Source organism: Martelella alba, assembly GCF_006516955.1.
GTDB lineage: Bacteria > Pseudomonadota > Alphaproteobacteria > Rhizobiales > Rhizobiaceae > Martelella > Martelella alba.
The window spans coordinates 21,133-47,550 of record NZ_VHLG01000011.1 but is presented as its reverse complement, the minus strand read 5'-3'; the positions used below and the strand labels follow the sequence as shown (position 1 = coordinate 47,550).

The following is a 26,418-nucleotide window of genomic DNA, read 5'->3' as shown; positions in this document are numbered from 1 at the left end:
TATGAGCCTTGTTTCGATCCGCCATGACGGCGATATCGCCGTCGTCACCATCGACAATCCACCGGTCAATGCGCTTTCGACGGCGCTGAGACAGGCGCTTGTCGACACTGTTGCCGCGCTTGACGCCGATGTTTTCGTCCGCGCTGTCGTCCTGACCTGCGCCGGACGGACCTTCATTGCCGGTGCTGATGTGCGCGAATTCGGCCAGCCGCCGCAAGAGCCGCATCTGCCGGATGTGGTCGCCTGTATAGAGGCGGCGGAAAAGCCGTGGATCGCTGCCATTCATGGCGTAGCACTCGGCGGCGGGTTTGAAATTGCGCTTGGCTGCCGGTTCCGCATCGCCGCCGCTGCTGCCTCCGTCGGGCTGCCGGAGGTGACGCTCGGCGTCATGCCCGGCGCTTCCGGCACTGTTCGGACACCGCGTCTTGCCGGTGCCGAAGTGGCGGTTAAGCTTGCGACTACGGGCAAACCGATGAAGGCACCGGCCGCCCTGAAGGCGGGCTTGCTGGATGCGGTTGCCGAAGGCGATCTGGTCCGCGATGCTGTTGCCTTCGCGCTTGCTGCACTCGAAAAACCGTTTCCGCCAAGGGTCAGCGAACGCCCTGTGGCTGACATGCCGGACGAATTCTGGCAGGCGGCGGAAAAAGCGGCGGCAAAAGCTGGACACCGTGCGCCGCTTTCAGCGCTTGAGGCAATCCGTTTTGCTTGTTCCGCGCCGTTTGATGTGGCGATGAAGCGCGAGCGCGACCTGTTTCTTGCGCTGCGCGGCTCTGATGAAGCTGCGGCACTGCGCTACGTCTTTTTCGCCGAGCGGGCGGCGGCCCGGCCGGATGCAATTACCGGTATCACGCCGCGCGCCATTCATCATGTCGGTGTGGTCGGTGGCGGCACTATGGGGGCGGGCATTGCCGCAGCGCTTCTGAATGCCGGGCTGTCCGTCACGCTGATCGAACGCGATGCGGAAGCGCTTGCGCGTGGCATGGCCAATCTCGACGGCATTTTCGCAGCCTCTGTCAAAAGCGGCCGGCTCTCCGAGGCGGATCAGGTGGCGCGTATGGAACGGGTCAGCGGCGCGTATGACTATGCCGCGCTTTCCGGCTGCGACCTGGTGATTGAGGCGGTGTTTGAAGACATTTCCGTCAAGCGTGCCGTCTTTGCCGAACTGGACCGGGTTTGCCGGGACGATGCAATCCTTGCGACCAATACGTCCTATCTCGATCCGCGTCTGATTGCTGAAGGTCTGTCAAACCCGGAGCGTTTCATCGGTCTGCACTTCTTCTCGCCAGCCCATGTGATGAAGCTGCTCGAAATCGTGCCGGTGCCGGTAACGGCCGGTGATGTGCTGGCAACAGCCTTTGCGCTTGGCAAGCGGCTCGGCAAGGTGCCGGTTCAGGCAGGCATCTGCGAAGGGTTCATCGGCAATCGCATTTTGAAGCGCTATCGTGCCGAGGCCGAAAAGCTTGTCGAAAGCGGCGTCGCCATTGCCGATATAGATGCCGCCATGCGCGGCTTCGGCTTCAAGATGGGGCCGTTTGAGGCTCAGGATATGGGCGGCCTTGATATCGCCTTCCTGCAGCGCGAGGGCGCGCGCAAGGCGGGGCAGGCGGTCGCGGAGACGCTCGGCGATATTCTGGTGCGTGCCGGCCGCAAGGGGCAGAAGACCGGCGGCGGCTGGTATGATTATGATGGACGCCGGCCGGTCCGATCCGGTGAGACCGCAAGGCTTCTTTCGGCCCGGATCGGGACGGCGACAGTGATGGAGCCGGATGCCATTGCCACCCGGCTGCTGTCAGCGATGGCGGCTGAGGGGCAAGACATTCTCGACGAAGGGATTGCTCATAAACCGGAGGACATCGATCTGGTGGAAATCCACGGCTATGGCTTCCCGCGCCATAAGGGCGGCCCGATGTTTATTGCTGGCAGATGAGCCATATGTGTTCGTCCGCTGAAGGACGCAGCATTTGCGCGATGGTGATGGCAAGTGAAAAGAGCGGCCCCGACGTCCGGGACCGCTCTTTCCTTTTTTGCTCAGTCATCACCCTCATCGCGGCGGCGCATCTGTTCTTCGACGTAGCGCGCTTCGGCAGCCGTGGTGGCCGGTGGCAGGTGAGCGTTGGGTGAAGGCGGTGGCGGTGCATTGCGCCGCGCACGACGCTCTTTCATGCCCTGCGCGCAGATCACCATCATCGCGCCCATGCCGAGGAGAACGATGACGAGATAGATCAGCCAGCCGCCGATCCAGAACAGGCTGGTGAGCGACAGGATGATGAAGCCGATCGCCGAGGCGATGAGCTTGGCAATGAGCGTCGGTTCAAATGGCTTGATGGCGCGGGCGAGTGACCAGGACAGCGCATAGACAGCCATGATGACGGCAATGTTCCAGCCGACAATCAGGATCAGGGCAAAGATCGGGATGAGCGGAATGCCGATCAGCGTCATAGCGGCCAGCGGGATTGTGCCGATCAGCATGGAAACGCCAAGATAACCATAGCCAAAGGAGACGAAGGGGCGGGCAATCAGCCGTTCGCGGATGGCCTCGGCCCTTGCCGGCAGGCGATAGAGAATGGCGGCGAGTACGGCGAGCTTGACGACAAGCCAGAAAAGATAGTCGCCGGTCTGCGACCAGTCGAACCAGCTCAGCCATTTGACATGGGTGGCAACGTCCTTGGTGACAGTGACGCCGTTTTCGATGCCGATTGTCTTTTCACCGATCTTCAGGCGCGACAACGCGCCGAAGGCCGAGGCCAGAACCTGCTTGTGGACGACGCGATCCGGCGAGATCACGCTTGCCGGAATGTCGACATCCTTGGCCGAAACATAGATCAACGACCCATCGATCTTGGCATTGGGGCCGAAATGGATCTCCTCTGCGAGGATCATCACATCTCCGGTGACCTCGGCATTGATGGTGGCATATTGCGAGGCCAGCAACAGGCTGCCATGCACCGGCCCGTCTATCGTCACCTCGCGGGCAGCAGCGCGGACATTGCCGCCAGCAGACGCCTGATTGCCGAGCGTGATCGAATAGGCGCTGGCCGTGACATCGCCGCCGACACTGTCATCGATACGTACCCAGAAACCGGCGGCATAAACATCGCCGCCGATGGCTGCGTCGATGCTGACCTGGCCTGCAGCCAGATGCGCATCGCGGGCGACCGGGGCGGTAATCGAGGCGGTCGCACCGGCGACAAAAGCACTGCGCGGGCTTGCCTCGCTGAGGGTTGGCGTCTGGCCGCTATCATAGGTATCGCCGCCGAATACCAACGGCTCTGTGGCGGATGCCATGGCGGGCGCAAACACCAGCAATCCGGCCAGCATCAGGCCGTTGAGAAATGATTTCATAAAGATAGCCTCCTGAAGAGCCAGCGCCCGCCTGTTTTGACAGACCCCCATTTGTCTGTACCGGAATACAATTCTAGCGCGACTATTTCGGCTGAAACCTTGAGCGCCGTCAAGCGCGAATGACGCAGTAAGCCGCTCATCTACCGCTGTTATGCCACAATAAGCGATCTACGCGGCAGTCTTGCGACACTCCAGAACAACATCGGCAAGGGCGCGCATATCGTCCTTGCGGTGATCACTGGCCCGCCAGAAAAGCCCGATCGCGCGAGCCGGGGCCGGGTCTGCAAAAGACAGGATCGTGAGTGGCAAACGGGCCGTCTCCGTTGCGATTGCCATTTCGGGAATGAGCGTCATACCCATGTCGTTCGCCACCATCTGCAAAAGCGTTGTCAGCGACGTGGCGCCAACATTGATGCTGTTGCGCTGCGGCGCCAGGTGGCAGACCGCCAATGCCTGGTCACGCAGGCAATGGCCTTCTTCAAGCAGCAGCAGGCGTTCGGTATCGACATGCGCCTCGGTCAGCGGGGATGTCAGCAATGTGCGGTCATTGCGCGCAACGGCCAGGTGAAACGGATCGGTGAAAAGCGGCCGGGAGCGAATTGTGTCGCGGGTGACGGGCGAAGCCGCGATCACTGCGTCCAGCGCGCCACTTTCCAGTTCATCAAGCAGGCGGTCCGTCACCGCCTCCTTCAGGGCGATTTCGGCATCGGGATAGCCGGCTTTCAGCGCGGGCACCAGAGCGGGGATCAGATAGGGGGCGATCGTTGGAATGAGGCCGATACGAAACGGACCGGAAAGCGGCCCTGCTTCCGGCCTTGCCGCCTGTTCCAGTGCTTCCATGGCACGCAGAACCTTGCCTGCATGATCGAGAACACGCTCTCCCGCAGCCGTCAGCAATATCGTTCGGCGGCTGCGTTCGACGAGGCGGCTGCCAAGCTCTGCTTCCATCTCCATGATCTGGGCAGACAGGGCTGGCTGGCTGACATGCACCGCTTCGGCTGCCCGGCCGAAGTGGCGTTCGCGGGCCAATGCTTCAAAATAACGGAGTTGGCGGATCGTGGGCATGATAGGATGATCTTATCGAAAGCCGGGAAAATGGCAATTCGATATTATGATTGGTTGGCCGGGCGCACGGCATCATCACTCCGGCAGCACAGCCGTGTATCGCCTGATGATGCAGGGCGGCTGATTGCTGCCGCCGGGGCGCTTTACCAGCTGGCGAGAATATGGCCGGGGCGCAGCCGCGGCTGGCGCGGTGCCTGCTGGTTTGCCGCACTGTTGTCATATCGCTCTTCCAGCTCGACCGGGCTGATATTGTCGAGCGAGGCGATGATATGGTTTGAAAGCGCGGTTGTCAGCGAAGCTGGCGCGCCCGGACGGCGCATCAGGCCGATCTGAACCGGTGGCAGCGGCGGAAAGCCATCGGCCTGGGTCAGCACCCGCATCCCGGTGCGCAAGGCTGATTCCGGCAGGATCGAGATCGCCATGCCGGCAAGAACCGCTGAGGCGACAACCGTTGCCGACCAGCTGGTGAACAGGATGCGATAGTCGCGATCAACGCCCTGAAGGGCCGCGATCGCCAGTTGCCGCCAGCGGCAATCATGACGGCCGACCGCCAGCGGGACCGGCCGGTCGCCGGGCATGGCGTGATTCGCCGAGGCGACCCAGCACAGGGGCTCGGTGCGCACGACCTCCGAATCGCGGGTACGCGGATTGTGGGTCACAAGCGCCATATCCAGCTCGCCGCGCTTCAGCCGCTCGGCGAGATCGTTGGAATCTTCGCACACAATATAGAGCTCGACATTGGGATGGGTCTTGGCAAAGCGGCTGATAATGTCCGGCATATAGCGATCGGCGTAGTCGTCCGGAGTGCCGATCCTGAGCGAACCTTCCAGCCGGTTGTCGTCAAAAGCCGCCATGGCTTCATTGTTCAGCCGGATAATCCTACGGGCGTAGTTGAGCAGCTTCTCGCCCTCATCCGTCAGGCGAACGCCACGGCCATCCTTGGTAAAGAGCTGTTTTCCAACACGTTCTTCAAGACGGCGCATCTGCATGGATACGGCCGACTGGGTTTTGAAAACCTGCTCGGCGGCACGCGTGAAGGAGCCATTGTCGACAATGGCGACAAAGGTCTGCAACTGATCGATATCGAGCGGGGCAGGCATCTCAGGCTCCCATAAGCGTTGTTGATGTTTGATATTAAAAACATTCGTTGGACTGATCAATAAGAAATTGAGAAAGTGCAACCAACGCCGAACCAGACGCGAACCGACGAAAAGCGGAGCGACCGGAACGGCCTGAAGGGGTGGCATATTTCATCGCGAGCGGCAGCCAGCTTCTGGCATCACGACGCACCCATCCCCGGAGCGAGCGACATCTAGAGAGATGTCCGTTGTCGCTCTGAGACCTGAGAAATCGCGTATCGCCTGCGCAATTCCTGAAAGACGATACGTGGACCGGCCGCGAGCCGGCAGCATGCCTGACGATGAAAGGAAACGACAATGAGCATGATCGATCGGGCGGTTGGCACTAAGGCGATCGCCCAGAGACCCTACACGATCTTTGACGCCGCACGTTCGGCCTTTGCTGGCACAGTACGGTTCTTCCGTAACCGTTTTGCCGTGAAGCGCATGGTCGACATGGATGATGCCCTGCTGAACGATATCGGCCTGACACGCGCCGATGTGGAACGCGCCTATCTTGCGCCAGCCATGGCAGATCCGATGCTCGACCTGAAACGCGCAGCACGCAAGCGTATCGGCGAACTACATCTGTGAACACGGTTCCGGCGCCGCATCAGGCGCCGCCGCCTCAGGGCCATGAAATGGCCCCGTTGAGCGCGTTTTGTGAAGTTTGACGAACTTTGAAAGTCCTGGCGGGTTCGATCGCGAAAACCTTGCCCTCCATGGCCTTGAAGCGTCATTTTCCCCGCAGGGTAACAGCCTTGCCCTGCTTTTTTGCCCGGAAACGTCAGCCCGTTTCCGGGCATTTTTGTTGCGGTTTCAGCCGGCAAGACAAGGTAAGGCGGCACCGCAGAAAGCAGAGCCGCCCTGTCTGACGATCAATACTGGAATTCGGCGAACAAGGGTTCGACGGACTGGTTCCAGCGTCCGTTGTAAAGGGAAAGCAGGTCTTCGGCGAAGGTGGTCTTCTTGGCGATGATCTCGTCCAGCGGTGTCAGGAACACGCTTTCATCCGTGCCGTCACTGTTGCGGTTGTTGCGGGCTTTAAGACCTGCGCGTGAAATCTCGATCACCTCGCGGGCAATGTCGTAAAGGCTGGTACCGGCCATATCGGCCTTCAGTGCCAGGCGTGGAACCTCGTCACGCAGCCTGTGAATGTCGGCGGGCTTCCAGTCCCTGGTCAGGTCTTCTGCAGCGGCAAGGGCGGTCTCGTCGTAAAGCAGGCCAACCCAGAAGGAGGGAAGCGCGCAGATGCGCCGCCAGGTGCCGCCATCGGCGCCGCGCATTTCCAGAAAACGCTTCAGTCGCACATCGGGGAACAGGGTGGAAAGATGGTTGGTCCAGTCACCCATGGTCGGCTCATAATCGGCGATCTCACCCTTCAGCGCACCCGCCATGAATTGGCGGAAGGTGACGTGGGTGCAATCGTGATATTTGCCGTCGCGCACGACGAAATACATCGGTACGTCGAGCGCCCATTCGACATAGCGCTCAAAGCCGAAATCGGGTTCCAGCACGAAATCCAGAAAGCCGGCGCGCTGGTTATCGGTGTCACGCCAGATGTCACCGCGCCAGGACAATAGCCCGTTCGGCTTGCCCTCGGTAAAGGGAGAAGAGGCGAAAAGCGCGGTCGCCAGCGGCTGAAGCTTCATCGACAGTGCCATCTTGCGGCGCATGTCTTCTTCACAGGAGAAGTCGAGGTTCACCTGAATGGTCGAGGTGCGATACATCATGTCGAGGCCCTGCGTGCCGACCTTCGGCATGTAGCGGGTCATGATGTCGTAGCGTGATTTCGGCATGCGCGGCGTTTCGGCAAGCGTCCATTTCGGGCTGCCGCCGATGCCAAGGAAACCGATACCCATCGGTTCGGCAATGCCGCGCAGTACGGCCAGATGCCGGTTTGATTCGCGGCAGGTCTCATGCAGTGTCTTCAGCGGCGCGCCGGACAGTTCAAACTGGCCACCGGGTTCCAGCGAGATCGCCCCCATGCCGGAAGGTTCCGCAAGGCCGATGATGTTTTCGCCGTCCATGATCGGTTCCCAGCCGAGCTTTTCCTGCATGCCCAGCAGAAGGGCGCGGATCGAATGGTCGCCGAAATAGGGGACGGGGCTGTTGTCCTGCCTGAAAAAGGGGAATTTCTCATGCTCGGTGCCGATCGAAAATTCGCTTTCCGGTTTCGAGCCTGCCGCAAGATAGTCGGAAAGCGCGCTGACGGAAGTAATCGGTGTTTCGTCGGTCGTGTCGCGTGCCATGAAGCTTCCCTTGGGTGATGACGCCTGTTTTGGATGGAATAGGGCTTTAGCGCTCATCGCGCCAAAGGAACAGGGGATCAAGTCAATTTGTTTGAACAGTCGATCAGACTGGCTGTCATGTGGAGGCCGGACCTGTCATGGGCAAGGGGCGAATGACAAAATTGTCAGGCCTTAATCCCAGTCGCCGATTGTGGCCTGAATGACGGCCATGGCAGCAACGGCGGCAGTATCAGCGCGCAGGATGCGCGGCCCGAGCGGGATCGGGGTGACGAAAGGCTGCGCGCGCAGCAGCGCGCGTTCCTCGGCCGAAAATCCGCCTTCCGGCCCCACCAGAAGTGCCAGTTTTTCGCCCTGGATTGCGGTGAGCGCGGCAATGGGGTTCTGGCTTTCTTCGCCCTCGTCGCAAAAGATCAGGCGGCAGTCCGGCTCCCACTGGTCGACAAGGTCGCCAAGCCGGATCGGCTCAAGCAGGTCTGGAATGGCCAGTACGCCACATTGCTCGGCAGCCTCGGTAATATTGGCGGCAAGCCGGTCCATATTGTTGATGCGGCCTTGAACATGCTGGGTCATGACAGGGCGGATGAGGCCCGCGCCCATCTCGACGGCCTTCTGGACCATGTAATCCATGCGCCCGACCTTCAGTGGCGCGAAAAGATACTGAAGTGTTGAGGGTTGCGGCTGTGGCCGGGTCTGCTCGACCGGCCCGAAGGCGATCTTCTTGCGGCTCGGATAGGAAAGTCTGCTCAGCCACTCGCCATCGCGACCGTTGAACAGCAGGATTTCCGTGCCTTCTGCGGCGCGCAACACATGGGCGAGATAGTGAAACTGGTCGGAGGTCGCCTCGACCGGACAACCGGCTTCAAGTGCATCGGCTACGAAAAGGCGCTGAAGGCGATAATTGGCGCGCATGGTTTCATTCTCCCGGTCGGCAGCCCGCTTTGCGTCCCATACATAACCGCGCGTCCGGGCACTGCAAGAGGCGGAGAGGCGGTTTTCAGGACCGGGTGGTCATAGCGCCGGCAAAACCGATCAGCAATGCTTTCAGGCCGCTCTCATCCACCAGTTCGGCAGCCTCTTCGGCAGAGGTCCAGCGGCGGGTGCGCTCCTCGACTTCCGGAAATTTCGCCTTGGCCTTTTTGACCAGCAGCGGATAGAGGTCGACCACGCAGGGTACTTCGCTGCCGTCATTCAGGCGCTTGAGATAGGAAAAGGAGCCAAGTTTCCTGTCGGAGACCGTGCCCTTGATGCCGGCTTCCTCATAGGCTTCCTGCTCGGCAACCTCATGCGGTGCCTTGTTGGCCATCGGCCAGCCTTTCGGTGTCACCCAGCGCCCTGTATCGCGGCTGGTGATCAGCAAAACTTCGCAGTCCTGCTTTTTCTTGCCGGATCGCCGATAGCACAGGGCGCCATATTGTTGGCGGGCCTCTAGGTTGTTTACATCTAGTATATCAACCTTGAATGGCATTCTTGCCGTACTCCTTTTCCGTTCGTACTCGCCGGTTGGGTTTGAGGGAGGGGCCTGAAACTAGCACGAATATGCAAGGCTGAAGGCATCATCTCTATGAATTTTCCGTGACAGCTGAAACGGTCTGCCGCCGTTGCGCACAGCTATTGCCCGTGCCTGGCAGGTAGAGCGGAACCGTATCCCGGAACTTTCCTATGAATGAACCGTTATTTGATCAAGTTCAATATAATAAGAAGGGAAAACGGATGTTATACTGGATTTTGGTTCTGCTGATTGTCGCGGCCGTTGCCAGTCTTCTCGGCTTCCGCGGTGTCGCCGGGCTTTCTGCGGGCCTTGCGCGTATCCTGATCTTCATTGTGCTGGTGATTTTGCTGATTTCGCTTTTGTCAGGACTGCTGATTATCGCCTGATCTGGCATTTCGACATTGTTGCGCGTCGTGCAGGACTATAACTGCGCGGCGCTTTTCTGTCCCCGGTCCCAATAGGGTTCGGGGCCGTAAAGGCGGGCGAGATCATCGATGAAAAGCCTGACCTTCGCCGGCAGGAAGCTGCGGCTGGGATAGACGGCGGAGAGGGAAACCTTGTTGCCGGTTTCATAGGCCGGCAGGATTTGCATGAGCTCGCCGCTGGCAAGTTCGGGTCCGATATCCCAGGTCGAGCGCAGGGCGATGCCGTTGCCTGCCAGAACGGCCTCGCGGATCACCTCGCTGGAATTGGTAATCAGCCGGCCCTCGGGCTTGAGTGTCACCGGGCCTTCCGGTCCTTCCAAGCGCCAGAAATCGCCATTATGGGCTGGCAGACAGGTATGGTGGGCAAGGTCGGCAAGGGTTTTCGGTGTGCCCATGCGCGCAACATAGCCCGGCGTGGCGCAGAGGACGCGTCTGACCGGGGCCAGCTTGCGGGCGACGAGTGAGGAATCCGTCAACTCGCCGATGCGGATTGCAAGATCAAACCCGCCACCGACCACATCGACGAATTCATCCGACAATACCAGCTCCAGAATCAGTTCGGGATGGCGATCGAGAAAGCCGCCAAGATGGGGCGCGATATGCAGCCGGCCAAAGGAGGTCGGAGCCGACACTTTCAGCCGCCCCTGAACGTGGTGGGTCTGGCCCTCGATAAAGCGCTCGGCCTCCTCCAGCCCCTCCAGGAGCGGGGTCAGCCGTTCATAATAGCCACGTCCCGTTTCGGTGAGCGCAATCTGCCTTGTGGTGCGCTGAAACAGGCGTGCGGCGAGGTGATCCTCAAGCCGTTTGATGCTTTTGGAAACGACGGCAGGTGACAGCCCCAGCTCTTCGGCAGCCGCCGTCATGCTGCCAAGCGTTGCGACGCGGGCAAATACGGCGAGGTCCTGCAAGTTTTTCATAATCGTTCCGATTTATTCCACCGTGGAAAAAGTCTTATCATTTGTCATGGTTCAGCGCCAGTGCTAGAACGCCTTTCCAAGAGGAGTGGCCTTTCGCAAGGCATGTTTGATCGAACGGCGGAGGAGGCGGTCTTGTCCGGTACGATTGCATTTCTGGAACCGAAGGCGGACATCCTTGCCCGCCGTGCTCAGATCATTGCGGAACTCAAGGCGTTGCTGCCTGCTGATGCGCTTGTGCATGAAGAACGCGAACTGGTGCCGTTCGAGACGGATGGCTTTGTCGCCTATCGCCGCGTGCCGCTGGCTGTCTGTTTGCCGTCGACAACCGAGGAGGTTTCCGCCGTTCTGCGCTATTGCCATGAAAATGGCATTCCGGTCGTTCCGCGCGGTGCCGGGACCTCGCTTTCGGGCGGGGCAATCGCCCAGGAAGATGCCGTGATCATCGGCCTGTCGCGGATGAACGCGATCCTTGATCTCGATTTTGATGACCGGGTTGCCGTGGTTCAGGCCGGTGTCACCAATATTTCCATCTCGCAGGCCGCCAATCCTGAAGGTTTTTTCTACGCACCCGATCCCAGTTCGCAGCTTGCCTGCACGATCGGCGGCAATATCGGCATGAATTCCGGTGGTGCGCATTGTCTGAAATATGGTGTGACCACCAATAATCTGCTCGGCGTCAAGCTGGTCATGGTTGATGGCACGGTGCTGGAGCTTGGTGGCAAGGCGCTGGATGCGCCGGGGCTGGATCTGGTCGGGCTTGTCTGCGGGTCTGAAGGCCAGCTTGGCATCGTCACCGAGGCGACGGTGCGGCTGCTCGCCATGCCGGAAGGCGCGCGGCCTGTGCTGTTCGGCTTTCCAAGTTCCGAACAGGCTGGTCAATGCGTCACCGATATCATCGGCGCCGGAATTATCCCCGTGGCCATCGAATTCATGGACAAGCCGGCGATCGAAATCTGCGAGGCCTTCGCCCATGCCGGTTATCCGCTTGATGCCGGTGCGCTGCTGATCGTCGAGGTCGAGGGCTCCGAGGCGGAAATGGATGCGATGCTGGCTGAAATCGTCGCGATTGCCCGCAAACATGCGGTCATGACGGTCAAGGAGTGCCAGTCGGCAACCGAGGCGGCGCTGATCTGGAAGGGGCGCAAATCGGCTTTCGGTGCCACCGGACGCATTGCCGATTATATCTGCATGGATGGCACGGTGCCGCTCAGCCGGCTTTCAACAGTGCTCAGCAAGACAACCGAGATTACCGACCGTTACGGACTGCGTGTCGCCAATGTCTTTCATGCGGGCGATGGCAATATGCATCCGCTGATCCTCTATAATATCAACGACCCGGAAGATGCCGCCCGCGCGGAGGCTGCCGGTGCCGAGATTCTCAAGCTTTGCGTCGATCAGGGCGGCTGTCTGACCGGCGAGCACGGTGTCGGCATAGAGAAACGCGACCTGATGCGGCATCAATATTCAAAAGCCGATCTTGATCAGCAGATGGCGGTGCGTGCCGCCTTTGATGCCGACTGGCTGCTCAATCCTTCCAAGGTCTTTCCGCTCGACGGGAGAAAAGCCGATGGCTGAAATCTATCGCCCCGAAACCGAGGAAGATGCGGCTGACATCATCGCCGACTGTCATGACCGGCACGAAAGCGTTGCGATTTTCGGCGGCAATACCCGCGCGGGGTATGGCAATCCGGTTTCTGCTTCAGCCGGTCTTTCGTCGTCGCATCTGTCCGGCATCGTCGCCTATAATCCGTCCGAAATGGTGATGACGGCGCGATCCGGCACGCCTTTGGCTGAGATCGAGGCCGCGCTTGCTGCGGAAGGGCAATATCTCGCCTTCGAGCCGATGGATCATCGCGGCATCATGGCGACCGAGGGGACGCCGACAATCGGCGGGGTGTTTGCTGCCAATGTTTCCGGCCCGCGCCGCTTCGCCCTTGCCGGTGCCGCGCGTGACAGCCTGCTTGGCATCCGCTTCGTCAATGGCCGTGGTGAAATCATCCGCGCTGGCGGACGGGTGATGAAGAATGTGACCGGACTGGATCTGGTCAAGCTGATGGCCGGTTCGCACGGCACACTCGGTTTTCTGACGGAACTGACCTTCAAGGTTCTGCCCCGGCCGAAACATGCCGTGACGCTTTGTATCTCCGGGCTTGATGATGAAGCGGCTATTCGCCTGATGGCCTCGGTCATGGGGCTGCCGGTTGAGGTCTCGGGGGCTGCGCATCTGCCCTTCATGGTCAGAAACAGCTTTCTCAGTGGCCATCTTGCTGGCGACAGTGTCGCCTGTCTCAGGCTTGAAGGGGTGGAGGGGGCCGTTGCCATCCGCCAGCAAAAGCTTGGCGATTATCTGGCATCCCACGGCCCGGTTCAGCATCTCGATGCGGCACAAACTGCGGTGCTGTGGCGCGAAATTGCTGATGTGCGACCCTATTGCGATGGCAGTGAAAAGCCGCTCTGGCGTGTGTCCGTCGCACCATCGAAAGGGGCGATGCTGCTTGCCGCCCTGCGACAGGATGCGGCGGTGGACGCCTTTTATGACTGGCAGGGCGGTCTCATCTGGATGCGGATGGATGGCGGCTGCGAAGCGCGCATTCTGCGGACGCTGATCGCGCGGCATGGCGGCGGCCATGCGACGCTTCTGCGCGCCGGTATCGGCGAGCGCCAGATTGTGCCAGCTTTTGAGCCAGCACCCGCGGCGGTGGCCACCCTGACGGCGCGGATCCGGGCAACCTTCGATCCGCGGGGGATCTTCAATCCCGGCAAGATGGAGCGACAGGAGATTGCAGCATGAGTGAACCTGAAATTCAGCCACCGGAAACACCTTCGGCCAACGGGTGGTTCGAGCCGGGGCGCAATAATGTGCTTCTGGTTTATATCCTCTATCTGGTGAGCTTCGCGCTTGGTATCACGTTTCTGATCGGTGTTGTCTTTGCCTATATCAACCGGCCGAATGCGCGCGGCTGGGTCGAGAGCCATTATGTCTGGGCGATCCGCACATTCTGGATCTGCCTGCTCTACAGTTTTATTTCGCTGCTTCTGACATTCGTGGTGATTGGCGTGTTCGGTTTCATTGCCACCGCCATCTGGTTCATTGCCCGCGTCATCATCGGCATGCAGAAGGCGAGCGCCAGCGAGCCAATCGCCAAGCCGGCAAGCTGGTTGATCTGACCTGGCAATAGATGCTGGCCCTTGAAAGGGCGTCCGGAGCGGAGAGGAGGCCGCGCCGGAGCATTTTTCCCTCCTCAAAAGTGACATGTGCGCTTCGGGAACGATAAGATGCAGACCAATTTCTCACCCGCCCAGCTTGAAGATCCAAAGGTTGCCGAGGCTGAATCGATCCTGCGCAAATGCGTGCATTGCGGTTTCTGTACGGCAACCTGTCCGACCTATGTGACGCTGGGCAATGAGCTCGACAGCCCACGCGGGCGGATCTATCTGATCAAGGACATGCTGGAAAACGACCGTCCGGCCGATCGTGAGATCGTTACCCATATTGATCGCTGTCTGTCCTGTCTTTCCTGCACAACCACCTGTCCGTCGGGCGTGGACTATATGCATCTCGTTGATCATGCCCGCGCCCATATCGAAAAGACCTATCAGCGCCCGCTGATGAACCGGCTGACCCGCCAGGCGCTCGCCATGGTGCTGCCCTATCCGGGCCGGTTCCGCCTTGCGCTGGGTCTGGCCCGGCTCGGCCGGCCCTTCGCCGCACTGCTTGCGCGGGTCGAGGCGCTGAAACCTTTCTCAGCCATGCTGCGGCTGGCACCGGCGCAGCTTCCCGCGCGCGGGGGCTTTAGTGATCCTGGTGAACATCATGCGACAGGGCCGAAACGCGGCCGTGTGGCGATCCTGACCGGCTGCGCGCAGTCGGTGCTGGATCCAGCGATCAATGCGGCGACGATCCGACTTCTGAACCGTTTCGGGATTAGCGTTGTCGTGCCGCGTGGCGAGGGATGCTGCGGCTCTCTGGTTCACCATATGGGACGCGAGGAACAGGCGCTTGAAGAAGCCCGGCGCAATGTCGATGTCTGGTGCCGGGAGGCGGATCAAGGCGGGCTCGATGCCATCATTATCACGGCCTCCGGCTGTGGCACCACGATCAAGGATTACGGGCATATGCTTGCCCAGGATCCCGCCTATGCGGAAAAGGCCGCGCGGGTTTCGGCGCTGGCAAAGGACGTGACGGAATTTCTTGCGACCATTGATCTGCCGGAACTGCCAGCGCGTGATATCACGGTTGCCTATCACTCCGCCTGTTCGATGCAGCATGGCCAGAAACTCAACGTCCAGCCCAAGGCCTTGCTGAAGCGCGCCGGATTTGCCGTGCGGGAACCGGCGGAGGGCCATCTTTGCTGCGGCTCGGCCGGGACCTATAATATCATGCAGCCGGATATTTCGGCGAAGCTGAAGGCGCGGAAGGTGAAGAATATCGAGGCGACCAAGGCCGATGTGATCGCGACCGGCAATATCGGCTGCATCACCCAGATCGGCACTGGCACCGAGATCCCGATTCTGCATACGGCAGAGCTGCTCGACTGGGCCTATGGCGGTGAAAAACCGGCGGTGCTACGGTAATGTACTGCGGCCAAGCGCGTTGAAAGTGGAAATTGAGATGGACGTACAAGACGGGCTTCGGGCCGATGAAGACGGGACGCTTACCTGTTCCTGGCATGGCGGGCTGGAGGATTATCGCCGCTATCATGACGAGGAATGGGGACGACCGGTGTCCGATGATTTTCGCCTGTTCGAGAAAATCTGCCTTGAAGGCTTCCAGTCAGGCCTGTCCTGGCTGACGATCTTGCGCAAGCGGGAGAATTTCCGTTCCGCCTTTGCCGGGTTCGATTTCAATGCCGTGGCGCGTTTCGATGAGGGCGATGTTGCCCGCCTGCTCGGCGATGCGGGCATCATCCGCCATCGCGGCAAGATCGAAGCGACGATCAACAATGCGGGCCGGGCGATCGCGCTGAAGGAAGAATTCGGTTCGCTCGCTGCCTTTTTCTGGTCGTTCGAACCGGGCGCTGAAGAGCGCCCGGCCGTGATGGATCTGGCGGCGCTCAGGGCCAATCCGACGACGCCAGCCTCGATCCGCCTGTCGAAAGCGCTGAAAAAACGCGGCTGGAAATTTGTCGGACCGACCACGGTCTATGCTTTCATGCAGGCGATGGGGCTTGTCAATGATCACCTGGAAGGCTGTGCCTGCCGGGAGAAAACGGAAAAGCTCCGGGCGGCGTTCATCCGTCCGGAGTAAGATGCGCCGGTTTTAACGGTTTAGCCGACGTTCAGGAGGAAAATCAGGCTGAGCGCGATCGCCGTCAGCACGCCGATCGACAGGATGGCGGTCAGGATCACACGGCCACCGGCATGGGCGAGCGAGCGGATATCGACCGAGAGACCGAGTGCTGCCATGGCGATGACGGTCAGCATGTTTGAGGTCGTGGCCAGCGGCGCGACCATGGCCGGGGGAATGACATTGGTCGAGCGCAGCGCCATCATGATGGCAAAGCCGATGATGAACCAGGGGGCGATATGCTTCAGCCTGACCTTGGCGCCGCCGGTTGAACTGGCGGCCGCGCGGCTGACCATGCCAAGCGTGAACAGGACCGGCCCGAGCATCATGACGCGGATGAGTTTGACCAGCGTGCCGGTCTGGACGGCGATAATGCCGCCGGGCTGGGCTGCGGCCAGAACTTGCGGTACGGCATAGACCGTCAGGCCCGACAGGACGCCATATTGCGATGGCGACAGGCCAAGCGTTGCCAGCGCCAGCGGCAGGGCCAGCACCATGATCACGCCGAGTACAGCGGTGAAGGCGATGGCGGCCGCGATATCTTCGGCTTCAGCGTCAATCACCGGGGCTGCGGCGGCGATCGCGGAATTACCGCAGATCGAGTTGCCGCAGGCGACCAGCGTAGCCAGCTTGTGATGCAGGCCGAGGCCGCGACCGATCATGTAGCTGACGCAGATGGCGACCGCCACCGTGCCGACAATGCCGATGACGAGCGCCGGGCCTGCTGCCTTCAGCGCCTGAACGCTGATCGAGGCGCCGAGCAGGACGATCGCCACTTCCAGCACGAATTTTTCCGAGAAGCGAATGCCGGGATGGAAGATATCCGGCAAGGTGACCGTTGAGCGAATGGCCGTGCCGATGAGAATGGCGAGGACGAGATTCTCGATGAATTTGTGACCGGTCAGGTGCACCTCAACCGCCTCGGCGGCAAAGGCGACAACCGAAACGAGGATGGCCAGTCCAAGGCCGGGCATGAGCCTGGCTATCTGGTTGAGCCGGCTGCGGTCGGCTTCTTGATCGATAACGATCTGCATTCTTTTATCTCTTGTTTGATCAGGCGCACGGGGAGGGCGTCAGTCTTGTGGATGTTCGGTTTTGCAAGCGCGAAACGGGCGCGGCAATATCTTGGGATGGCCGTATCCTCTCATCGGACTTTGTGGACTTCCATCGAATAATAATTTACGTTCTGTTCGATCAGCGCGAATAATTTCCCCATGATGACCTTTGAACAACTTGTAATTTTCGTCGAAGTCGCCGAGCGCGAGCATCTGACGCGGGCGGCAGAGGCGCTTCATCTGACCCCGTCGGCAGTCTCCAGTGCAGTGCGCAAGCTGGAGGAGTTTTACGCGGTCAAACTGTTCGACCGGGTCGGGCGCGGTATTGTGCTGACAGCGGAAGGCGGGGTGTTTCTGGAAGAGGCGCGGGCGACGCTGAAACGGATCCGCTCGGCCGAGCAGGTTCTGGCCGAACTTGGCGGGCTGGAGCGCGGCGCGCTGTCGATTTATGCCAGCCAGACCATTGCCAGCTACTGGCTGCCGCGCGTGCTGATGCGCTTTCATGCGCGCTATCCCGGCATCGAACTGTCGGTGACTATCGGCAATACGGCGATTGTCGGGGCTGCGGTTGCCGAAGGTGCTGCCGAACTCGGCTTCGTCGAGGGGGCTTTCGAGCATGATCTGGTGCGCAAGCGCCATCTGGCCGATGATGCGCTGCTAGTCGTCGTTGCGCCGTCTCATCCGCTCGCCGATGGCCGTCCGGTGACGCCGGGTGAGCTGGCGCGGCAGACAAGCTTTGTCCTGCGCGAAGTCGGCTCCGGCACACGTTCCGAATTCGAACATGCGATGGAAGATTTCGGTATTGCTGCCGGCGGACTCAACGTCGCGATGGTCCTGCCATCCAATGAAGCGGTGCTGACGGCGGTCAGGGCCGGGCAGGCGGCAACGGCGATCTCCGGTTCTGTCGCAGCCCCTTGGCTTGCAGCGGGTGATCTGGCGCGGGTCAATTTCGAACTGCCCTCGCGGGCATTTCACCTTCTGTCCCATCGTGAGCGGCATTTGAGCAAGGCTGCCGCCGAAATGGTGGCTCTTGCCGTGGCCGAAGGGCAATCGGCAGGCGTGCGAGGCTTGCCGCAGGACGCCTGATCTTCTAAGACAAGCGGCAATTTCAAAGCATCACCTATGAAACGGTCCGCATCATGAGCGAGAAGAAGAACAAGAAGCCGCAGAAACTGAAAGCCCGCCTGCCGCGCGGTTTTGTCGACCGTCAGGCCGGCGATATCCGGGCGACGGAAGAAATGGTCGGCAAGATCAAGGCCGTTTATGAGCTTTATGGCTTCGATCCGGTGGAAACGCCGCTGTTCGAATATACCGATGCGCTCGGCAAGTTCCTGCCGGATCAGGACCGGCCGAATGAAGGCGTATTTTCGCTGCAGGATGATGACGAGCAGTGGATGAGCCTGCGCTATGATCTGACGGCGCCGCTCGCCCGCCACGTGGCGGAGAATTTCAACGAGATCCAGCTGCCTTTCCGCAGCTATCGCGCCGGTTACGTCTTCCGCAATGAGAAGCCCGGTCCGGGCCGTTTCCGCCAGTTCATGCAGTTCGATGCCGATGTCGTCGGCGCGCCCGGCGTGCAGACGGATGCCGAAATGTGCATGATGATGGCCGATACGATGGAAGCGCTTGGCATTCCGCGCGGCGACTATGTCATCCGCGTCAACAACCGCAAGGTGCTTGATGGCGTGCTGGAAGCGATCGGTCTTGGCGGTGATGACAAGGCCGGTCAGCGCCTGACGGTGCTGCGCGCCATCGACAAGCTCGACAAGTTCGGCGTCGAAGGCGTGAAGCTGTTGCTCGGCGAAGGCCGCAAGGACGAGAGCGGCGACTTCACCAAGGGCGCGGGGCTTGATGCGCAGCAGATTAAAGCTCTGTTTTGCATGTTTGAGTTTAAGTTTGTTGTCGAAACCGATCACAATGGTGCCGAAATATCGGACATGAAAGGGAGTTTCCCAAAGGGCTTCCCTAATGTGCTCGACGTAGATGTTCTCTACGATGGTTTGAGTGAGTTAGGACGTATGCAGAGGATTTTTGACGCAGCCGGCTATGGCCCTGACCGGGTCAAGATCGACCCCTCCGTTGTCCGCGGTCTCGAATATTACACCGGTCCGGTCTATGAGGCGGAGCTGACCTTCGATGTCACCAATGAAAAGGGTGAAAAGGTTGTCTTTGGCTCCGTTGGTGGCGGTGGACGTTATGACGGCCTGGTGTCGCGCTTCATGGGCCAGCCGGTCCCAGCGACCGGCTTTTCCATCGGTGTCTCACGGCTGATGACGGCACTGAAAAACCTCGGCAAGCTCGGCAAGACCCCGGTGATCGAGCCGGTTCTGGTCACGGTCATGGATGGCGATGGCGATGCGATGGGGCGTTATCAGCGCTTCACCCAGGCCCTCAGGGCTGCCGGAATTCGTGCTGAAATGTATCAGGGCAACTGGAAGAAATTCGGCAATCAGCTGAAATATGCCGACCGTCGCGGCTGCCCGATTGCCATCATCCAGGGTGGTGATGAGCGCACAGAGGGCGTGGTGCAGATCAAGGATCTGATCGAGGGCAAGCGGCTTTCGGGCGAGATCGAGGACAATGCCAGCTGGCGCGAAGCGCGCGTGGCGCAGGAGACGGTGCCGGAAGCAGAGCTTGTTGCCAAGGTTGCCGAAATCCTCGCAGCGCAGGCCGAAGATCGCCGGCGCGCGCAGCAATAGTACGCTCGCTTGTGCGAGGGGCTGCAAGTGTAAGGGGGCTGCAAGATGATGCCGAAAGCATGTCTGATGATTGGCCTGCTCGGCCTCATCGCGGCCGGGCCGGCTCTTGCCGGTGCGACGGATGACCCCGTCGCCGAGGTCATGGCGGTCACCGTCAACAACTGGTCGCCCGAGGCAGCGGTGCAGGAGGATCTGTTTTCGCCAGATCGCCTGAAACGCCTTTTCAGCCGTGATTTCAATGCGCGTTTTGAAAAGGCCGTGGCCGTTTCGGGTGTCGGCGATGGCGGCAGCCCCTTCGATTATGACGTCGTCGTAAACGCTCAGGATGGATGCCCGCTTGAAGATCTGACGATCTCGCCGCCGCTTGTGACGGGTGGAACCACAGTGGAAACGGCCCGCTTTCGCTTCATGGCCTGTATCGGCGCCGAACCGGCCTATCAGGCTTTTTCGGAAACCCGTTTCCTGCTTGTGGATGAAGGCGGCCATCTGAAAATCGACGATATCATCGCCATCAGTCCCGATGGGCAATCCCTTTCTGCGCGGGCGCAGCTTGATCTTATGGCTGAGGACGGTGCCAAATGATGCTCAGCCGCAGGCCGTAGCGCTTTTTGACCACGTCATGTCGAGCGCGCGGGCTGGCGGTATCGTGGAAAGAAGAGCCTCGATGGGGGTCGAGAGGTGCAGACATTGCGCCTCAATTCCCGGCACGAGTTCCGTGGTGATCTGTTCCTGAATGACGAACTGGTTGCGCAGGTAGAAATTGATCGCCTGGCTGCTGTCTTGCAGCGCAAGGAGCTGTATCGTGTCGCCCTGCTCTCCCGCTTCTGCGACAATGCGCAGAAGCTGGCTGCCAAGCCCCTGGCGCTGATAGGACCGCTTGATATAGAGCCCCCAAACCGCGCCGCCATTTTCACCAAAGATGTAAATGCAGGTGGCGATGATGGAGCCGCCGTCGCGGATGAGCACCAGCGTTTCACCAATGCCGGGAAGATCGTCTGCGAGGCTGCCGTTACCCAGTTTGGCGACCAGTCTTTCAACAGTCTCCCGACCGAGCGTGTCCGCATATGTGTCCCGCCAGCAGGCCGCCATAAAAGGCTGGATCTCATTGATGAGGTTGGCGCTGATCGGGCTATTGTGTATTTCAACCTTCATTTCGCCGGTGCTTTCCTATGCTTTGGATGAATCCGAAAATCTTGAGTATATATTGAATTTGATATGTGGCAAAATTCAGATATTATTGTATATGGATAAATTATAATGATAGTCGATTTATTTATATTGTTGAAAGTTCTTAATCATTTCAAAAAGTGAATTTTATATTTGTAGTGTCGGGGTGAGGTTACATGTCGAGCCGCAACGGCAGGCTTGCCGGTTTCTGTGAGTCCCCTCAAGATTGTCAGGCCCTTGCTTGATCACTGTTCCGTCTTCGCTGTTTCGGCTCGGCCACATCAGAAAGAAAAAGAAGAAGGAGCCGAACTATGTTAAACTTCAAGGCCATTCCGAGCGGCCCCGATATCGCCAGAGCCTGTGAAGAGAGCAGGCAAAGACAGGAGCGGCCGCCAAGCCCTCAGCCCGGCCCATCCCGGACCATGCCGCGTTCCAGCGCGCCTCCTGGTTTTTCGAGTGTCCATAGCTCGGCGTCGTCATTGCAGACAGCGAGCCGGTCCTCCCATGCCAGCGCTTCGTCCAGCACGAGCAGCGGTTCCTTCATGCGGCTCGGCAATAATATGGAACTGGCGCGGAAGGTCGTGCAACGCGTGCAGCAGAAAGTGCCTGCACGGCCTGAGGCGGACCTGAGCGGCCTGACTTTGACGTCGAGCGGGCAGCCCCTGCGGAAGGGTGATATTGCGCGCTTTCTGGCCAAGGTGCGCTTGCCGGCGATGCGCAAGATTTCTACCGATGAAACGGAATTGGACGCATCCCCGAGGGCGAAGGCGCGCGCGAAGAAGCTTGCCTGGGAAGATCACATGAAGATGAACAGCAGGCTGAGCAAGAAAGAGAAGATTGGCGGCAGTTCGGAAATGGCACAGATGGCCGCGCTGGAACTGAAGAAACGCGGATATGCGCGCAGTATCGAGATCGTCAGCATTCCGGTGAAGCTTGAAAGTGCCGATATGACCGGCCGTCTGCCGGATCACCAATTTGTCGTGATGGATCGCGAGCGCTACTCGCGCGTAACGTCAGGAGCCCATGCGGAAGGTGTTGGTGCAATGTCGCGTGACGGGCTTGATATCGGGCGGCCGGATGAGGGCTGGAGCCCGGATGCCGTGGTCATCGATCCCTTCGCAGGTGCGGTCTATCCGGCTGACCAGTTTCAGCCGTTCTGGGACCATCTGAGCCGCCAGGCGAGGGAAGGCGAAACACCGTCACAGCCATTGCGGGCGGAACTGCTCTACAAGCTTTGATCTATTCCCTTGCTGCGTCCGGGGCTTCGGCCCCGACGCTTTTCCTGCTGACCAGAGAGCAAGGCAGGCGGACGATGCCGGTTGCGACGGGTTCACCCCGCGTCAGATCGAGCATAGCCAGTCCTGCCCGGTGTCCGATTTCCTTCAGCTCCATATCGATCGTCGTCAGCGGTGGGCGGGTCTGCCGCGACACGACTTCCCAATTGTCGAAACCGATGATGCGAATGTCATCGGGCACCAGGATGGTCCGGTCCCGAAGCGCATCAATCACGCCGCGGGCAATCTCGTCGCTGCCGCAAAAAATGCCGTCGGGCAGGGGCGTGCCGCTTGAGAGCAGCTGATCGATGGCCTCATGGCCCCATTCTTCCGACCAGTCGCCAAACATGACATCGCGCGAGGATGGGCAGCTTTGCTGGTAGGCCTCGGCGCGAATGCGCGCTGCAAGCCAGGCGCGCGGACCCGTAATGTGCAGAATGTCGCGGCAACCGGCCTGCTGAAGATGGCTGATTGCGAGGCGGGCGCCATGGGCATCATCGGGTACGAAGCTGGTGGAATGTTTCGGGCCGATGGCGAAGGCATAGACGACCGGAATCGTCAGGGAATGCAGATCGATCGGCGGTTCGCTGTCCAGCCGGATGGCGGTGAAGATGATGCCGTCGACCTGCTTGTCGAGCAGCGCCTGAAGATGCAGTTGCGCCAGCCGCCTGTCGCCGCTCGTGGCGCAGAGAAAGGCGGAAACGCCATGATCCACCAGCACTTCGGAAACGCCGGAACTGATCGGCAGGGTCAGGCGGCCATAGGTGTCATCGGTGATGATGCCAATGGTGAGGCTGCGATGGGAAAGCAGAGACCGGGCCAGCGCATTGGGGCGGAAGCCGATCTCCTGGGCGATCTGGGCCACGCGGTCACGCGTTTCCGCATTGACGCGGCCGACCCCGTTAAGCGCGTTCGAGGCGGTCGAGAGGCTGACGCCTGCCGCTTTGGCAACGTCGCGCAGCGTTCGCCTGCGGTGCTGGATCTGCTTGATCGTCATCAGTATCCCTCGGTTGATAAAACCTTTTAGCAAATGATTTCAAAGCTGCAAAAAGGTTTTTGCACAATTCTGCACGCAACGTGTCGACAATAAAAATAATCTCACCTACCGTGAACTCACGTCGAAGTTAAACGACGACGAACCACCAAAAAGGGGAAGCAGATGCTGAAACGCAAATTGATGCTCGCTGCAGCAACATTGGCTGTCATGACCTCCGCCGCCAGCGCCGAAGATGTGACGCTGTGGGTGCGCACGTCGTCGGGGCCGGTGCTGCAGGCACTTGCCGACAAGTACAATGCCAGCCATGACGACAAGGTCAATGTCACGCAGGTGATTGCCGAACAGATGGTGCCGAAACTTGGTGCCTCGATTGCCGCCGGTACGCCGCCGGATGGTGCCGTACTCGACCTGATCTATCTTCCGACCTTCGCCGCCAATGACACGCTGGAAGACATTACTGATTTCGTTGATGGCCTGCCCTATGCCGATGCGCTGAGCCCGTCGCATATCCGGCTTGCCACCTATGACGGCAAGATCTATGGCGTGCCGGCGCTGCCCGATGCCTCGATCATCGCCTACAATACCGACCTGTTTGAAAAAGCCGGTCTTGATCCGACCAAGGCCCCGGCCTCGCTGGATGAAATCGCGGCTGACGCCAAGAAGATCAGCGCACTTGGCGATGACACTTACGGCTTCTATTTCGTTGCCAATTCCGGTTCCTGGCTGATCTATGACTTCCTGCCGCATATCTGGGCGGCTGGCGATGACATTCTGTCGGAAGATGGCCGTGAAGCCACTGTCGACACGCCGGCGATGCGCGCAACGCTGGCAGACTATTCCGATATGTGGAAGGCTGGCGCCATCCACCCGACGTCGCGTTCCGGCAATGGCAATAATGCCGTTGAAGCCTTCGCATCCGGCAAGGTCGGGATCCTGATGACCGGCTCCTACATCGTCAATCTGCTGACCAGCAAATATCCGGACGTCAATTTCGACGTCGCTCCGATCCCGGGTCCTGAAGGCGGTGCCTCCAGTTTTGCCGGTGGCGATACGCTGGCGATGATCAAGGGTATCAGCCCGGAGAAGAAGGCGATCCTCGAAGATTTCGTCAAGTTCTACATGGAGCCGGAACAGCAGGTCTTTATTACTCAGGAATCCGGCATGCCGTCGCGCACCGATCTGGCGGATGAGGCTTATGCCCAGTTCGACAAGCGCAACCTCGTTGCCTATGACATCCTGTCGAAGGCCCGCACGCCCTACACATACGCCTCCGATGAGCTGTTCGTGTCGCGCACCGGCCCCTTCATCAACCTGATCCAGACCGGCATTTTCGACGACAATATCGATGGCGCCATTTCCACGGCTCAGGATGCGTTCACCAAGATCCTCGACCGCACCAATCCGTAATGCGAAGGGCGGCCGGCGGGCCTTTTAGCCTGCCAGCCGCCACGCTTTCCCGCTGCTGCGCGGAGGCGATGTGCCTTGGCTGCCCAAAGCCGAAATCTTCGATGAGAAGGATGTGAAATCTTGCCGTTCAAGCGCTTGAGAGCAAAAAAGGCTCCCGACGGCGATCAGGAGCCGCATGGCTGGCTTGGCCTTGCCTATATCGCGCCAAGCATGGTGTTCATCATCGGTCTGTTCGTCATTCCGCTGGTGATGACGATCTGGATGAGCTTTTTCCGCTGGCCGCTGCTTGGCCGCCGCAAGTTTATCGGCATGGACAATTATGCCGAACTGATCGGTGATCAGCAGCTCTGGCATTCGCTGGGCTTCACCCTGCTCTATACAGTCCTTGTCACTGCGGCGATCATGGCTGTCGCCTTTCCGCTGGCCCTTCTGGTTGACCGGCCATTGCGTTCCGTCGGTTTCTTCCGCACCATTTTCTTCATGCCGGTGGTGATCGGTTTTTCTGCCGCCTCGACGCTATGGATGTGGCTGCTCAATCCTGATAACGGCGTTTTCGCCCATCTCCTGACCGGGCTTGGTATCGTCTCGCATGCGCCACGGCCGCTGGAAAGCTTCTGGCCGGCGCTGGGTGTCATCATCCTGATGGTGGTGTGGAAGACGGCCGGTTTTACCATGGTCATTCTGCTCACCGGTCTTCAGAGCATTCCCAACGAGATTGTCGAAGCCGCGCGCATCGATGGTGCCAGTCCCTTTTCCCGCTTCCGCCGGATCACGCTGCCTTTGATGCGCAATTCCGTGCTGCTGGCGCTGATCCTCAACGTCACTTCGTCCATGCTCGCTTTCGACCAGTTCTTCATCATCACCCAGGGCGGACCGAATAATTCGACCATTTCCGCGGTGTTCACCATCTATCTGGCGTCCTTTTCCTCCTACCGCCTCGGTTACGGTTCGGCGCTGTCCTTCGCGCTGCTGGTCGTGCTGGTGGCGCTGAGTTCGATCCAACTGTCCTTCATGCGCCAGCGCCCGGAGGGGGGACGATGAGAAAGCAACCGATCTTTGTCGCGCCTGAAGATGGCTACCGCGCGCTTGCGGGCCGTATGATCCTGTTCGCCGTGATGGTGGTGCTTGCCGCCTTTTTCCTGATGCCGGTGATCTGGTCCTTCGCCAACTCGTTCAAGCCCGCGGCCGATGCCCTGGCCCATCCGGTCGCGCTGTTTTCCAAAGCCTTTTCGCTGGAAAACTACCGCCGCCTCGAGGATGTCGGCGCGGGCTGGTATGTCTATGCCGGAAATTCGGTGTTCATCGCGCTGGGAACAATCCTCATCACCGTGGCCGTTTCCGTGCCGGCCGGCTATGGCTTTTCCAAATTCCGGTTTCCCGGCCAGTCGCTGATCTTCGTCATCATCATGGCGACCATGATGATCCCGTTTCAGTCGATCCTGACACCGCTGTTCCTGATCTTGAAATTCCTGCATCTGCAGAACTCGCTGCTCGGTCTGGTGTTGATCTACACCACCTTCCAGCTGCCCTTTTCGATCTTCATGATGCGCAACGCCTTTGATGCCATACCGCTGGCGCTGATCGAGGCCGGGCGCATTGATGGCGCCTCGCAGTTCACACTTGTCCGGCGGATCCTTCTGCCGCTGGTGCTGCCCGGCGTGGCGACAGTTGCCATGTTCGCCTTTCTCAATTCGTGGAATGAGTTTCTGGCGGCGCTGATCTTTCTGTCGGATCAGAACAAATTCACCCTGCCGATCATGCTGGTGAATGTTTCATCCGGCCTCTACGGCATCATCGACTGGGGGGCGCTTCAGGCCGGTATCACCGTCACCATGGTGCCCTGCATCCTGCTTTTCCTCGCATTACAACGCTACTACGTGCGCGGCCTTACCGCCGGCGCCGTCAAGTAATACCTTATCGCATA

Annotated in this window: 26 protein-coding genes; 15 read left to right on the top strand and 11 right to left on the bottom strand. The window is 59.8% G+C overall.

Annotated features, from left to right (window positions below):
* The first annotated feature begins 1 nt into the window (after position 1).
* Positions 2 to 1,927 (top strand): 3-hydroxyacyl-CoA dehydrogenase NAD-binding domain-containing protein, encoded by a 1,926-nt coding sequence (locus FJU08_RS15725; protein ID WP_141149982.1) that lies wholly within the window; start codon positions 2 to 4, stop codon positions 1,925 to 1,927.
* A gap of 101 nt (positions 1,928 to 2,028) precedes the next feature.
* On the opposite strand, the gene FJU08_RS15720 is transcribed toward FJU08_RS15725, so the two are convergent.
* The 3 genes from FJU08_RS15720 to FJU08_RS15710 form a co-directional block, all read right to left on the bottom strand.
* Positions 2,029 to 3,342 (bottom strand): bactofilin family protein, encoded by a 1,314-nt coding sequence (locus FJU08_RS15720; RefSeq protein WP_141149981.1) that lies wholly within the window; start codon positions 3,340 to 3,342, stop codon positions 2,029 to 2,031.
* A gap of 168 nt (positions 3,343 to 3,510) precedes the next feature.
* Positions 3,511 to 4,407, bottom strand: a complete 897-nt coding sequence (locus FJU08_RS15715) for a LysR substrate-binding domain-containing protein (RefSeq protein WP_141149980.1) — start codon at positions 4,405 to 4,407, stop codon at positions 3,511 to 3,513.
* A 143-nt stretch (positions 4,408 to 4,550) separates the two neighbouring features.
* Positions 4,551 to 5,507: a LysR substrate-binding domain-containing protein gene (locus FJU08_RS15710; RefSeq protein WP_141149979.1), complete on the bottom strand. Its 957-nt coding sequence runs from the start codon at positions 5,505 to 5,507 to the stop codon at positions 4,551 to 4,553.
* A 336-nt stretch (positions 5,508 to 5,843) separates the two neighbouring features.
* Here FJU08_RS15710 and FJU08_RS15705 point away from each other — a divergent pair, with 336 nt between their 5' ends.
* The gene (locus FJU08_RS15705; RefSeq protein WP_141149978.1) at positions 5,844 to 6,119 is read left to right on the top strand and encodes a YjiS-like domain-containing protein; all 276 of its coding nucleotides are present in this window, start codon (positions 5,844 to 5,846) and stop codon (positions 6,117 to 6,119) included.
* Positions 6,120 to 6,403: 284 nt separating this feature from the next.
* On the opposite strand, the gene FJU08_RS15700 is transcribed toward FJU08_RS15705, so the two are convergent.
* The 3 genes from FJU08_RS15700 to FJU08_RS15690 form a co-directional block, all read right to left on the bottom strand.
* Positions 6,404 to 7,777 (bottom strand): glutamate--cysteine ligase, encoded by a 1,374-nt coding sequence (locus tag FJU08_RS15700; RefSeq protein ID WP_141149977.1) that lies wholly within the window; start codon positions 7,775 to 7,777, stop codon positions 6,404 to 6,406.
* Positions 7,778 to 7,948: 171 nt separating this feature from the next.
* Entirely contained in the window at positions 7,949 to 8,686 is a 738-nt protein-coding gene (locus tag FJU08_RS15695) for a 16S rRNA (uracil(1498)-N(3))-methyltransferase (protein WP_141149976.1), read from the bottom strand.
* A gap of 85 nt (positions 8,687 to 8,771) precedes the next feature.
* Positions 8,772 to 9,242, bottom strand: coding sequence for an NUDIX hydrolase (locus FJU08_RS15690; protein ID WP_141149975.1), 471 nt, complete (start codon positions 9,240 to 9,242; stop codon positions 8,772 to 8,774).
* Positions 9,243 to 9,487: 245 nt separating this feature from the next.
* On the opposite strand from FJU08_RS15690, the gene FJU08_RS15685 reads away from it, so the two are divergent.
* Positions 9,488 to 9,652, top strand: a complete 165-nt coding sequence (locus tag FJU08_RS15685; protein ID WP_141149974.1) for a DUF1328 domain-containing protein — start codon at positions 9,488 to 9,490, stop codon at positions 9,650 to 9,652.
* A gap of 35 nt (positions 9,653 to 9,687) precedes the next feature.
* On the opposite strand, the gene FJU08_RS15680 is transcribed toward FJU08_RS15685, so the two are convergent.
* Positions 9,688 to 10,608 carry a LysR family transcriptional regulator gene (locus FJU08_RS15680; RefSeq protein ID WP_141149973.1) on the bottom strand — a complete coding sequence of 307 codons (921 nt, stop codon included), beginning with the start codon at positions 10,606 to 10,608 and terminating at the stop codon, positions 9,688 to 9,690.
* 132 nt (positions 10,609 to 10,740) lie between these two features.
* Here FJU08_RS15680 and FJU08_RS15675 point away from each other — a divergent pair, with 132 nt between their 5' ends.
* The 5 genes from FJU08_RS15675 to FJU08_RS15655 all read left to right on the top strand — a co-directional run bounded on the left by FJU08_RS15675 (position 10,741) and on the right by FJU08_RS15655 (position 15,856).
* Entirely contained in the window at positions 10,741 to 12,183 is a 1,443-nt protein-coding gene (locus FJU08_RS15675) for an FAD-linked oxidase C-terminal domain-containing protein (protein WP_141149972.1), read from the top strand.
* Positions 12,176 to 13,399: a glycolate oxidase subunit GlcE gene (gene glcE / locus FJU08_RS15670; RefSeq protein ID WP_141149971.1), complete on the top strand. Its 1,224-nt coding sequence runs from the start codon at positions 12,176 to 12,178 to the stop codon at positions 13,397 to 13,399. The genes FJU08_RS15675 and glcE overlap by 8 nt, the downstream gene beginning before the upstream one ends.
* The gene (locus FJU08_RS15665; RefSeq protein WP_141149970.1) at positions 13,396 to 13,776 is read left to right on the top strand and encodes a DUF4870 family protein; all 381 of its coding nucleotides are present in this window, start codon (positions 13,396 to 13,398) and stop codon (positions 13,774 to 13,776) included. The genes glcE and FJU08_RS15665 overlap by 4 nt, the downstream gene beginning before the upstream one ends.
* 108 nt (positions 13,777 to 13,884) lie before the next feature.
* Positions 13,885 to 15,183, top strand: a complete 1,299-nt coding sequence (glcF, locus tag FJU08_RS15660) for a glycolate oxidase subunit GlcF (protein ID WP_141149969.1) — start codon at positions 13,885 to 13,887, stop codon at positions 15,181 to 15,183.
* Positions 15,184 to 15,220: 37 nt separating this feature from the next.
* Complete coding sequence (locus FJU08_RS15655; protein ID WP_141149968.1) at positions 15,221 to 15,856, top strand: DNA-3-methyladenine glycosylase I; 636 nt, start codon at positions 15,221 to 15,223, stop codon at positions 15,854 to 15,856.
* A gap of 20 nt (positions 15,857 to 15,876) precedes the next feature.
* Here FJU08_RS15655 and FJU08_RS15650 read toward each other — a convergent pair whose 3' ends face one another.
* Complete coding sequence (locus FJU08_RS15650) at positions 15,877 to 16,929, bottom strand: YeiH family protein (RefSeq protein ID WP_141149967.1); 1,053 nt, start codon at positions 16,927 to 16,929, stop codon at positions 15,877 to 15,879.
* Between the two features lie 183 nt (positions 16,930 to 17,112).
* Here FJU08_RS15650 and FJU08_RS15645 point away from each other — a divergent pair, with 183 nt between their 5' ends.
* The 3 genes from FJU08_RS15645 to FJU08_RS15635 are packed head-to-tail and all read left to right on the top strand — an operon-like array spanning position 17,113 to position 20,231.
* Positions 17,113 to 18,036: a LysR family transcriptional regulator gene (locus tag FJU08_RS15645; RefSeq protein WP_141150125.1), complete on the top strand. Its 924-nt coding sequence runs from the start codon at positions 17,113 to 17,115 to the stop codon at positions 18,034 to 18,036.
* 53 nt (positions 18,037 to 18,089) lie between these two features.
* Positions 18,090 to 19,649, top strand: coding sequence for a histidine--tRNA ligase (gene hisS, locus FJU08_RS15640; protein ID WP_141149966.1), 1,560 nt, complete (start codon positions 18,090 to 18,092; stop codon positions 19,647 to 19,649).
* A gap of 45 nt (positions 19,650 to 19,694) precedes the next feature.
* Positions 19,695 to 20,231, top strand: a complete 537-nt coding sequence (locus FJU08_RS15635; protein WP_141149965.1) for a hypothetical protein — start codon at positions 19,695 to 19,697, stop codon at positions 20,229 to 20,231.
* Between the two features lie 3 nt (positions 20,232 to 20,234).
* On the opposite strand, the gene FJU08_RS15630 is transcribed toward FJU08_RS15635, so the two are convergent.
* Together FJU08_RS15630 and FJU08_RS22790 are read right to left on the bottom strand one after the other, a co-directional pair.
* Positions 20,235 to 20,801 carry a GNAT family N-acetyltransferase gene (locus FJU08_RS15630; protein ID WP_141149964.1) on the bottom strand — a complete coding sequence of 189 codons (567 nt, stop codon included), beginning with the start codon at positions 20,799 to 20,801 and terminating at the stop codon, positions 20,235 to 20,237.
* A gap of 415 nt (positions 20,802 to 21,216) precedes the next feature.
* Complete coding sequence (locus FJU08_RS22790; protein WP_181409870.1) at positions 21,217 to 21,360, bottom strand: hypothetical protein; 144 nt, start codon at positions 21,358 to 21,360, stop codon at positions 21,217 to 21,219.
* Positions 21,361 to 21,616: 256 nt separating this feature from the next.
* Here FJU08_RS22790 and FJU08_RS15625 point away from each other — a divergent pair, with 256 nt between their 5' ends.
* Positions 21,617 to 22,054 carry a hypothetical protein gene (locus FJU08_RS15625; protein ID WP_141149963.1) on the top strand — a complete coding sequence of 146 codons (438 nt, stop codon included), beginning with the start codon at positions 21,617 to 21,619 and terminating at the stop codon, positions 22,052 to 22,054.
* Position 22,055: 1 nt separating this feature from the next.
* Here the strand turns inward: FJU08_RS15625 and FJU08_RS15620 are convergent, their stop codons facing one another.
* Complete coding sequence (locus FJU08_RS15620; protein ID WP_407943718.1) at positions 22,056 to 23,081, bottom strand: LacI family DNA-binding transcriptional regulator; 1,026 nt, start codon at positions 23,079 to 23,081, stop codon at positions 22,056 to 22,058.
* Positions 23,082 to 23,249: 168 nt separating this feature from the next.
* On the opposite strand from FJU08_RS15620, the gene FJU08_RS15615 reads away from it, so the two are divergent.
* The 3 genes from FJU08_RS15615 to FJU08_RS15605 all read left to right on the top strand — a co-directional run bounded on the left by FJU08_RS15615 (position 23,250) and on the right by FJU08_RS15605 (position 26,404).
* The gene (locus tag FJU08_RS15615; RefSeq protein WP_141149961.1) at positions 23,250 to 24,494 is read left to right on the top strand and encodes an ABC transporter substrate-binding protein; all 1,245 of its coding nucleotides are present in this window, start codon (positions 23,250 to 23,252) and stop codon (positions 24,492 to 24,494) included.
* Between the two features lie 120 nt (positions 24,495 to 24,614).
* On the top strand, positions 24,615 to 25,535 hold the full coding sequence (locus FJU08_RS15610) for a carbohydrate ABC transporter permease (protein WP_235890746.1): 921 nt from the start codon (positions 24,615 to 24,617) through the stop codon (positions 25,533 to 25,535).
* A gap of 56 nt (positions 25,536 to 25,591) precedes the next feature.
* Entirely contained in the window at positions 25,592 to 26,404 is an 813-nt protein-coding gene (locus tag FJU08_RS15605) for a carbohydrate ABC transporter permease (protein ID WP_141150124.1), read from the top strand.
* The last annotated feature ends 14 nt before the right edge of the window (positions 26,405 to 26,418 follow it).

Bases quoted from the DNA above. Each gene is read 5' to 3' on its own strand.
- FJU08_RS15725 (WP_141149982.1), top strand. From the start codon at position 2: ATGAGCCTTGTTTCGATCCGCCATGACGGCGATATCGCCGTCGTCACC.
- FJU08_RS15720 (WP_141149981.1), bottom strand. From the start codon at position 3,342: ATGAAATCATTTCTCAACGGCCTGATGCTGGCCGGATTGCTGGTGTTT.
- FJU08_RS15715 (WP_141149980.1), bottom strand. From the start codon at position 4,407: ATGCCCACGATCCGCCAACTCCGTTATTTTGAAGCATTGGCCCGCGAA.
- FJU08_RS15710 (WP_141149979.1), bottom strand. From the start codon at position 5,507: ATGCCTGCCCCGCTCGATATCGATCAGTTGCAGACCTTTGTCGCCATT.
- FJU08_RS15705 (WP_141149978.1), top strand. From the start codon at position 5,844: ATGAGCATGATCGATCGGGCGGTTGGCACTAAGGCGATCGCCCAGAGA.
- FJU08_RS15700 (WP_141149977.1), bottom strand. From the start codon at position 7,777: ATGGCACGCGACACGACCGACGAAACACCGATTACTTCCGTCAGCGCG.
- FJU08_RS15695 (WP_141149976.1), bottom strand. From the start codon at position 8,686: ATGCGCGCCAATTATCGCCTTCAGCGCCTTTTCGTAGCCGATGCACTT.
- FJU08_RS15690 (WP_141149975.1), bottom strand. From the start codon at position 9,242: ATGCCATTCAAGGTTGATATACTAGATGTAAACAACCTAGAGGCCCGC.
- FJU08_RS15685 (WP_141149974.1), top strand. From the start codon at position 9,488: ATGTTATACTGGATTTTGGTTCTGCTGATTGTCGCGGCCGTTGCCAGT.
- FJU08_RS15680 (WP_141149973.1), bottom strand. From the start codon at position 10,608: ATGAAAAACTTGCAGGACCTCGCCGTATTTGCCCGCGTCGCAACGCTT.
- glcE (WP_141149971.1), top strand. From the start codon at position 12,176: ATGGCTGAAATCTATCGCCCCGAAACCGAGGAAGATGCGGCTGACATC.
- FJU08_RS15665 (WP_141149970.1), top strand. From the start codon at position 13,396: ATGAGTGAACCTGAAATTCAGCCACCGGAAACACCTTCGGCCAACGGG.
- glcF (WP_141149969.1), top strand. From the start codon at position 13,885: ATGCAGACCAATTTCTCACCCGCCCAGCTTGAAGATCCAAAGGTTGCC.
- FJU08_RS15655 (WP_141149968.1), top strand. From the start codon at position 15,221: ATGGACGTACAAGACGGGCTTCGGGCCGATGAAGACGGGACGCTTACC.
- FJU08_RS15650 (WP_141149967.1), bottom strand. From the start codon at position 16,929: ATGCAGATCGTTATCGATCAAGAAGCCGACCGCAGCCGGCTCAACCAG.
- FJU08_RS15645 (WP_141150125.1), top strand. From the start codon at position 17,113: ATGACCTTTGAACAACTTGTAATTTTCGTCGAAGTCGCCGAGCGCGAG.
- hisS (WP_141149966.1), top strand. From the start codon at position 18,090: ATGAGCGAGAAGAAGAACAAGAAGCCGCAGAAACTGAAAGCCCGCCTG.
- FJU08_RS15635 (WP_141149965.1), top strand. From the start codon at position 19,695: ATGATGCCGAAAGCATGTCTGATGATTGGCCTGCTCGGCCTCATCGCG.
- FJU08_RS15630 (WP_141149964.1), bottom strand. From the start codon at position 20,801: ATGAAGGTTGAAATACACAATAGCCCGATCAGCGCCAACCTCATCAAT.
- FJU08_RS22790 (WP_181409870.1), bottom strand. From the start codon at position 21,360: ATGAAGGAACCGCTGCTCGTGCTGGACGAAGCGCTGGCATGGGAGGAC.
- FJU08_RS15625 (WP_141149963.1), top strand. From the start codon at position 21,617: ATGAAGATGAACAGCAGGCTGAGCAAGAAAGAGAAGATTGGCGGCAGT.
- FJU08_RS15615 (WP_141149961.1), top strand. From the start codon at position 23,250: ATGCTGAAACGCAAATTGATGCTCGCTGCAGCAACATTGGCTGTCATG.
- FJU08_RS15605 (WP_141150124.1), top strand. From the start codon at position 25,592: ATGATCCTGTTCGCCGTGATGGTGGTGCTTGCCGCCTTTTTCCTGATG.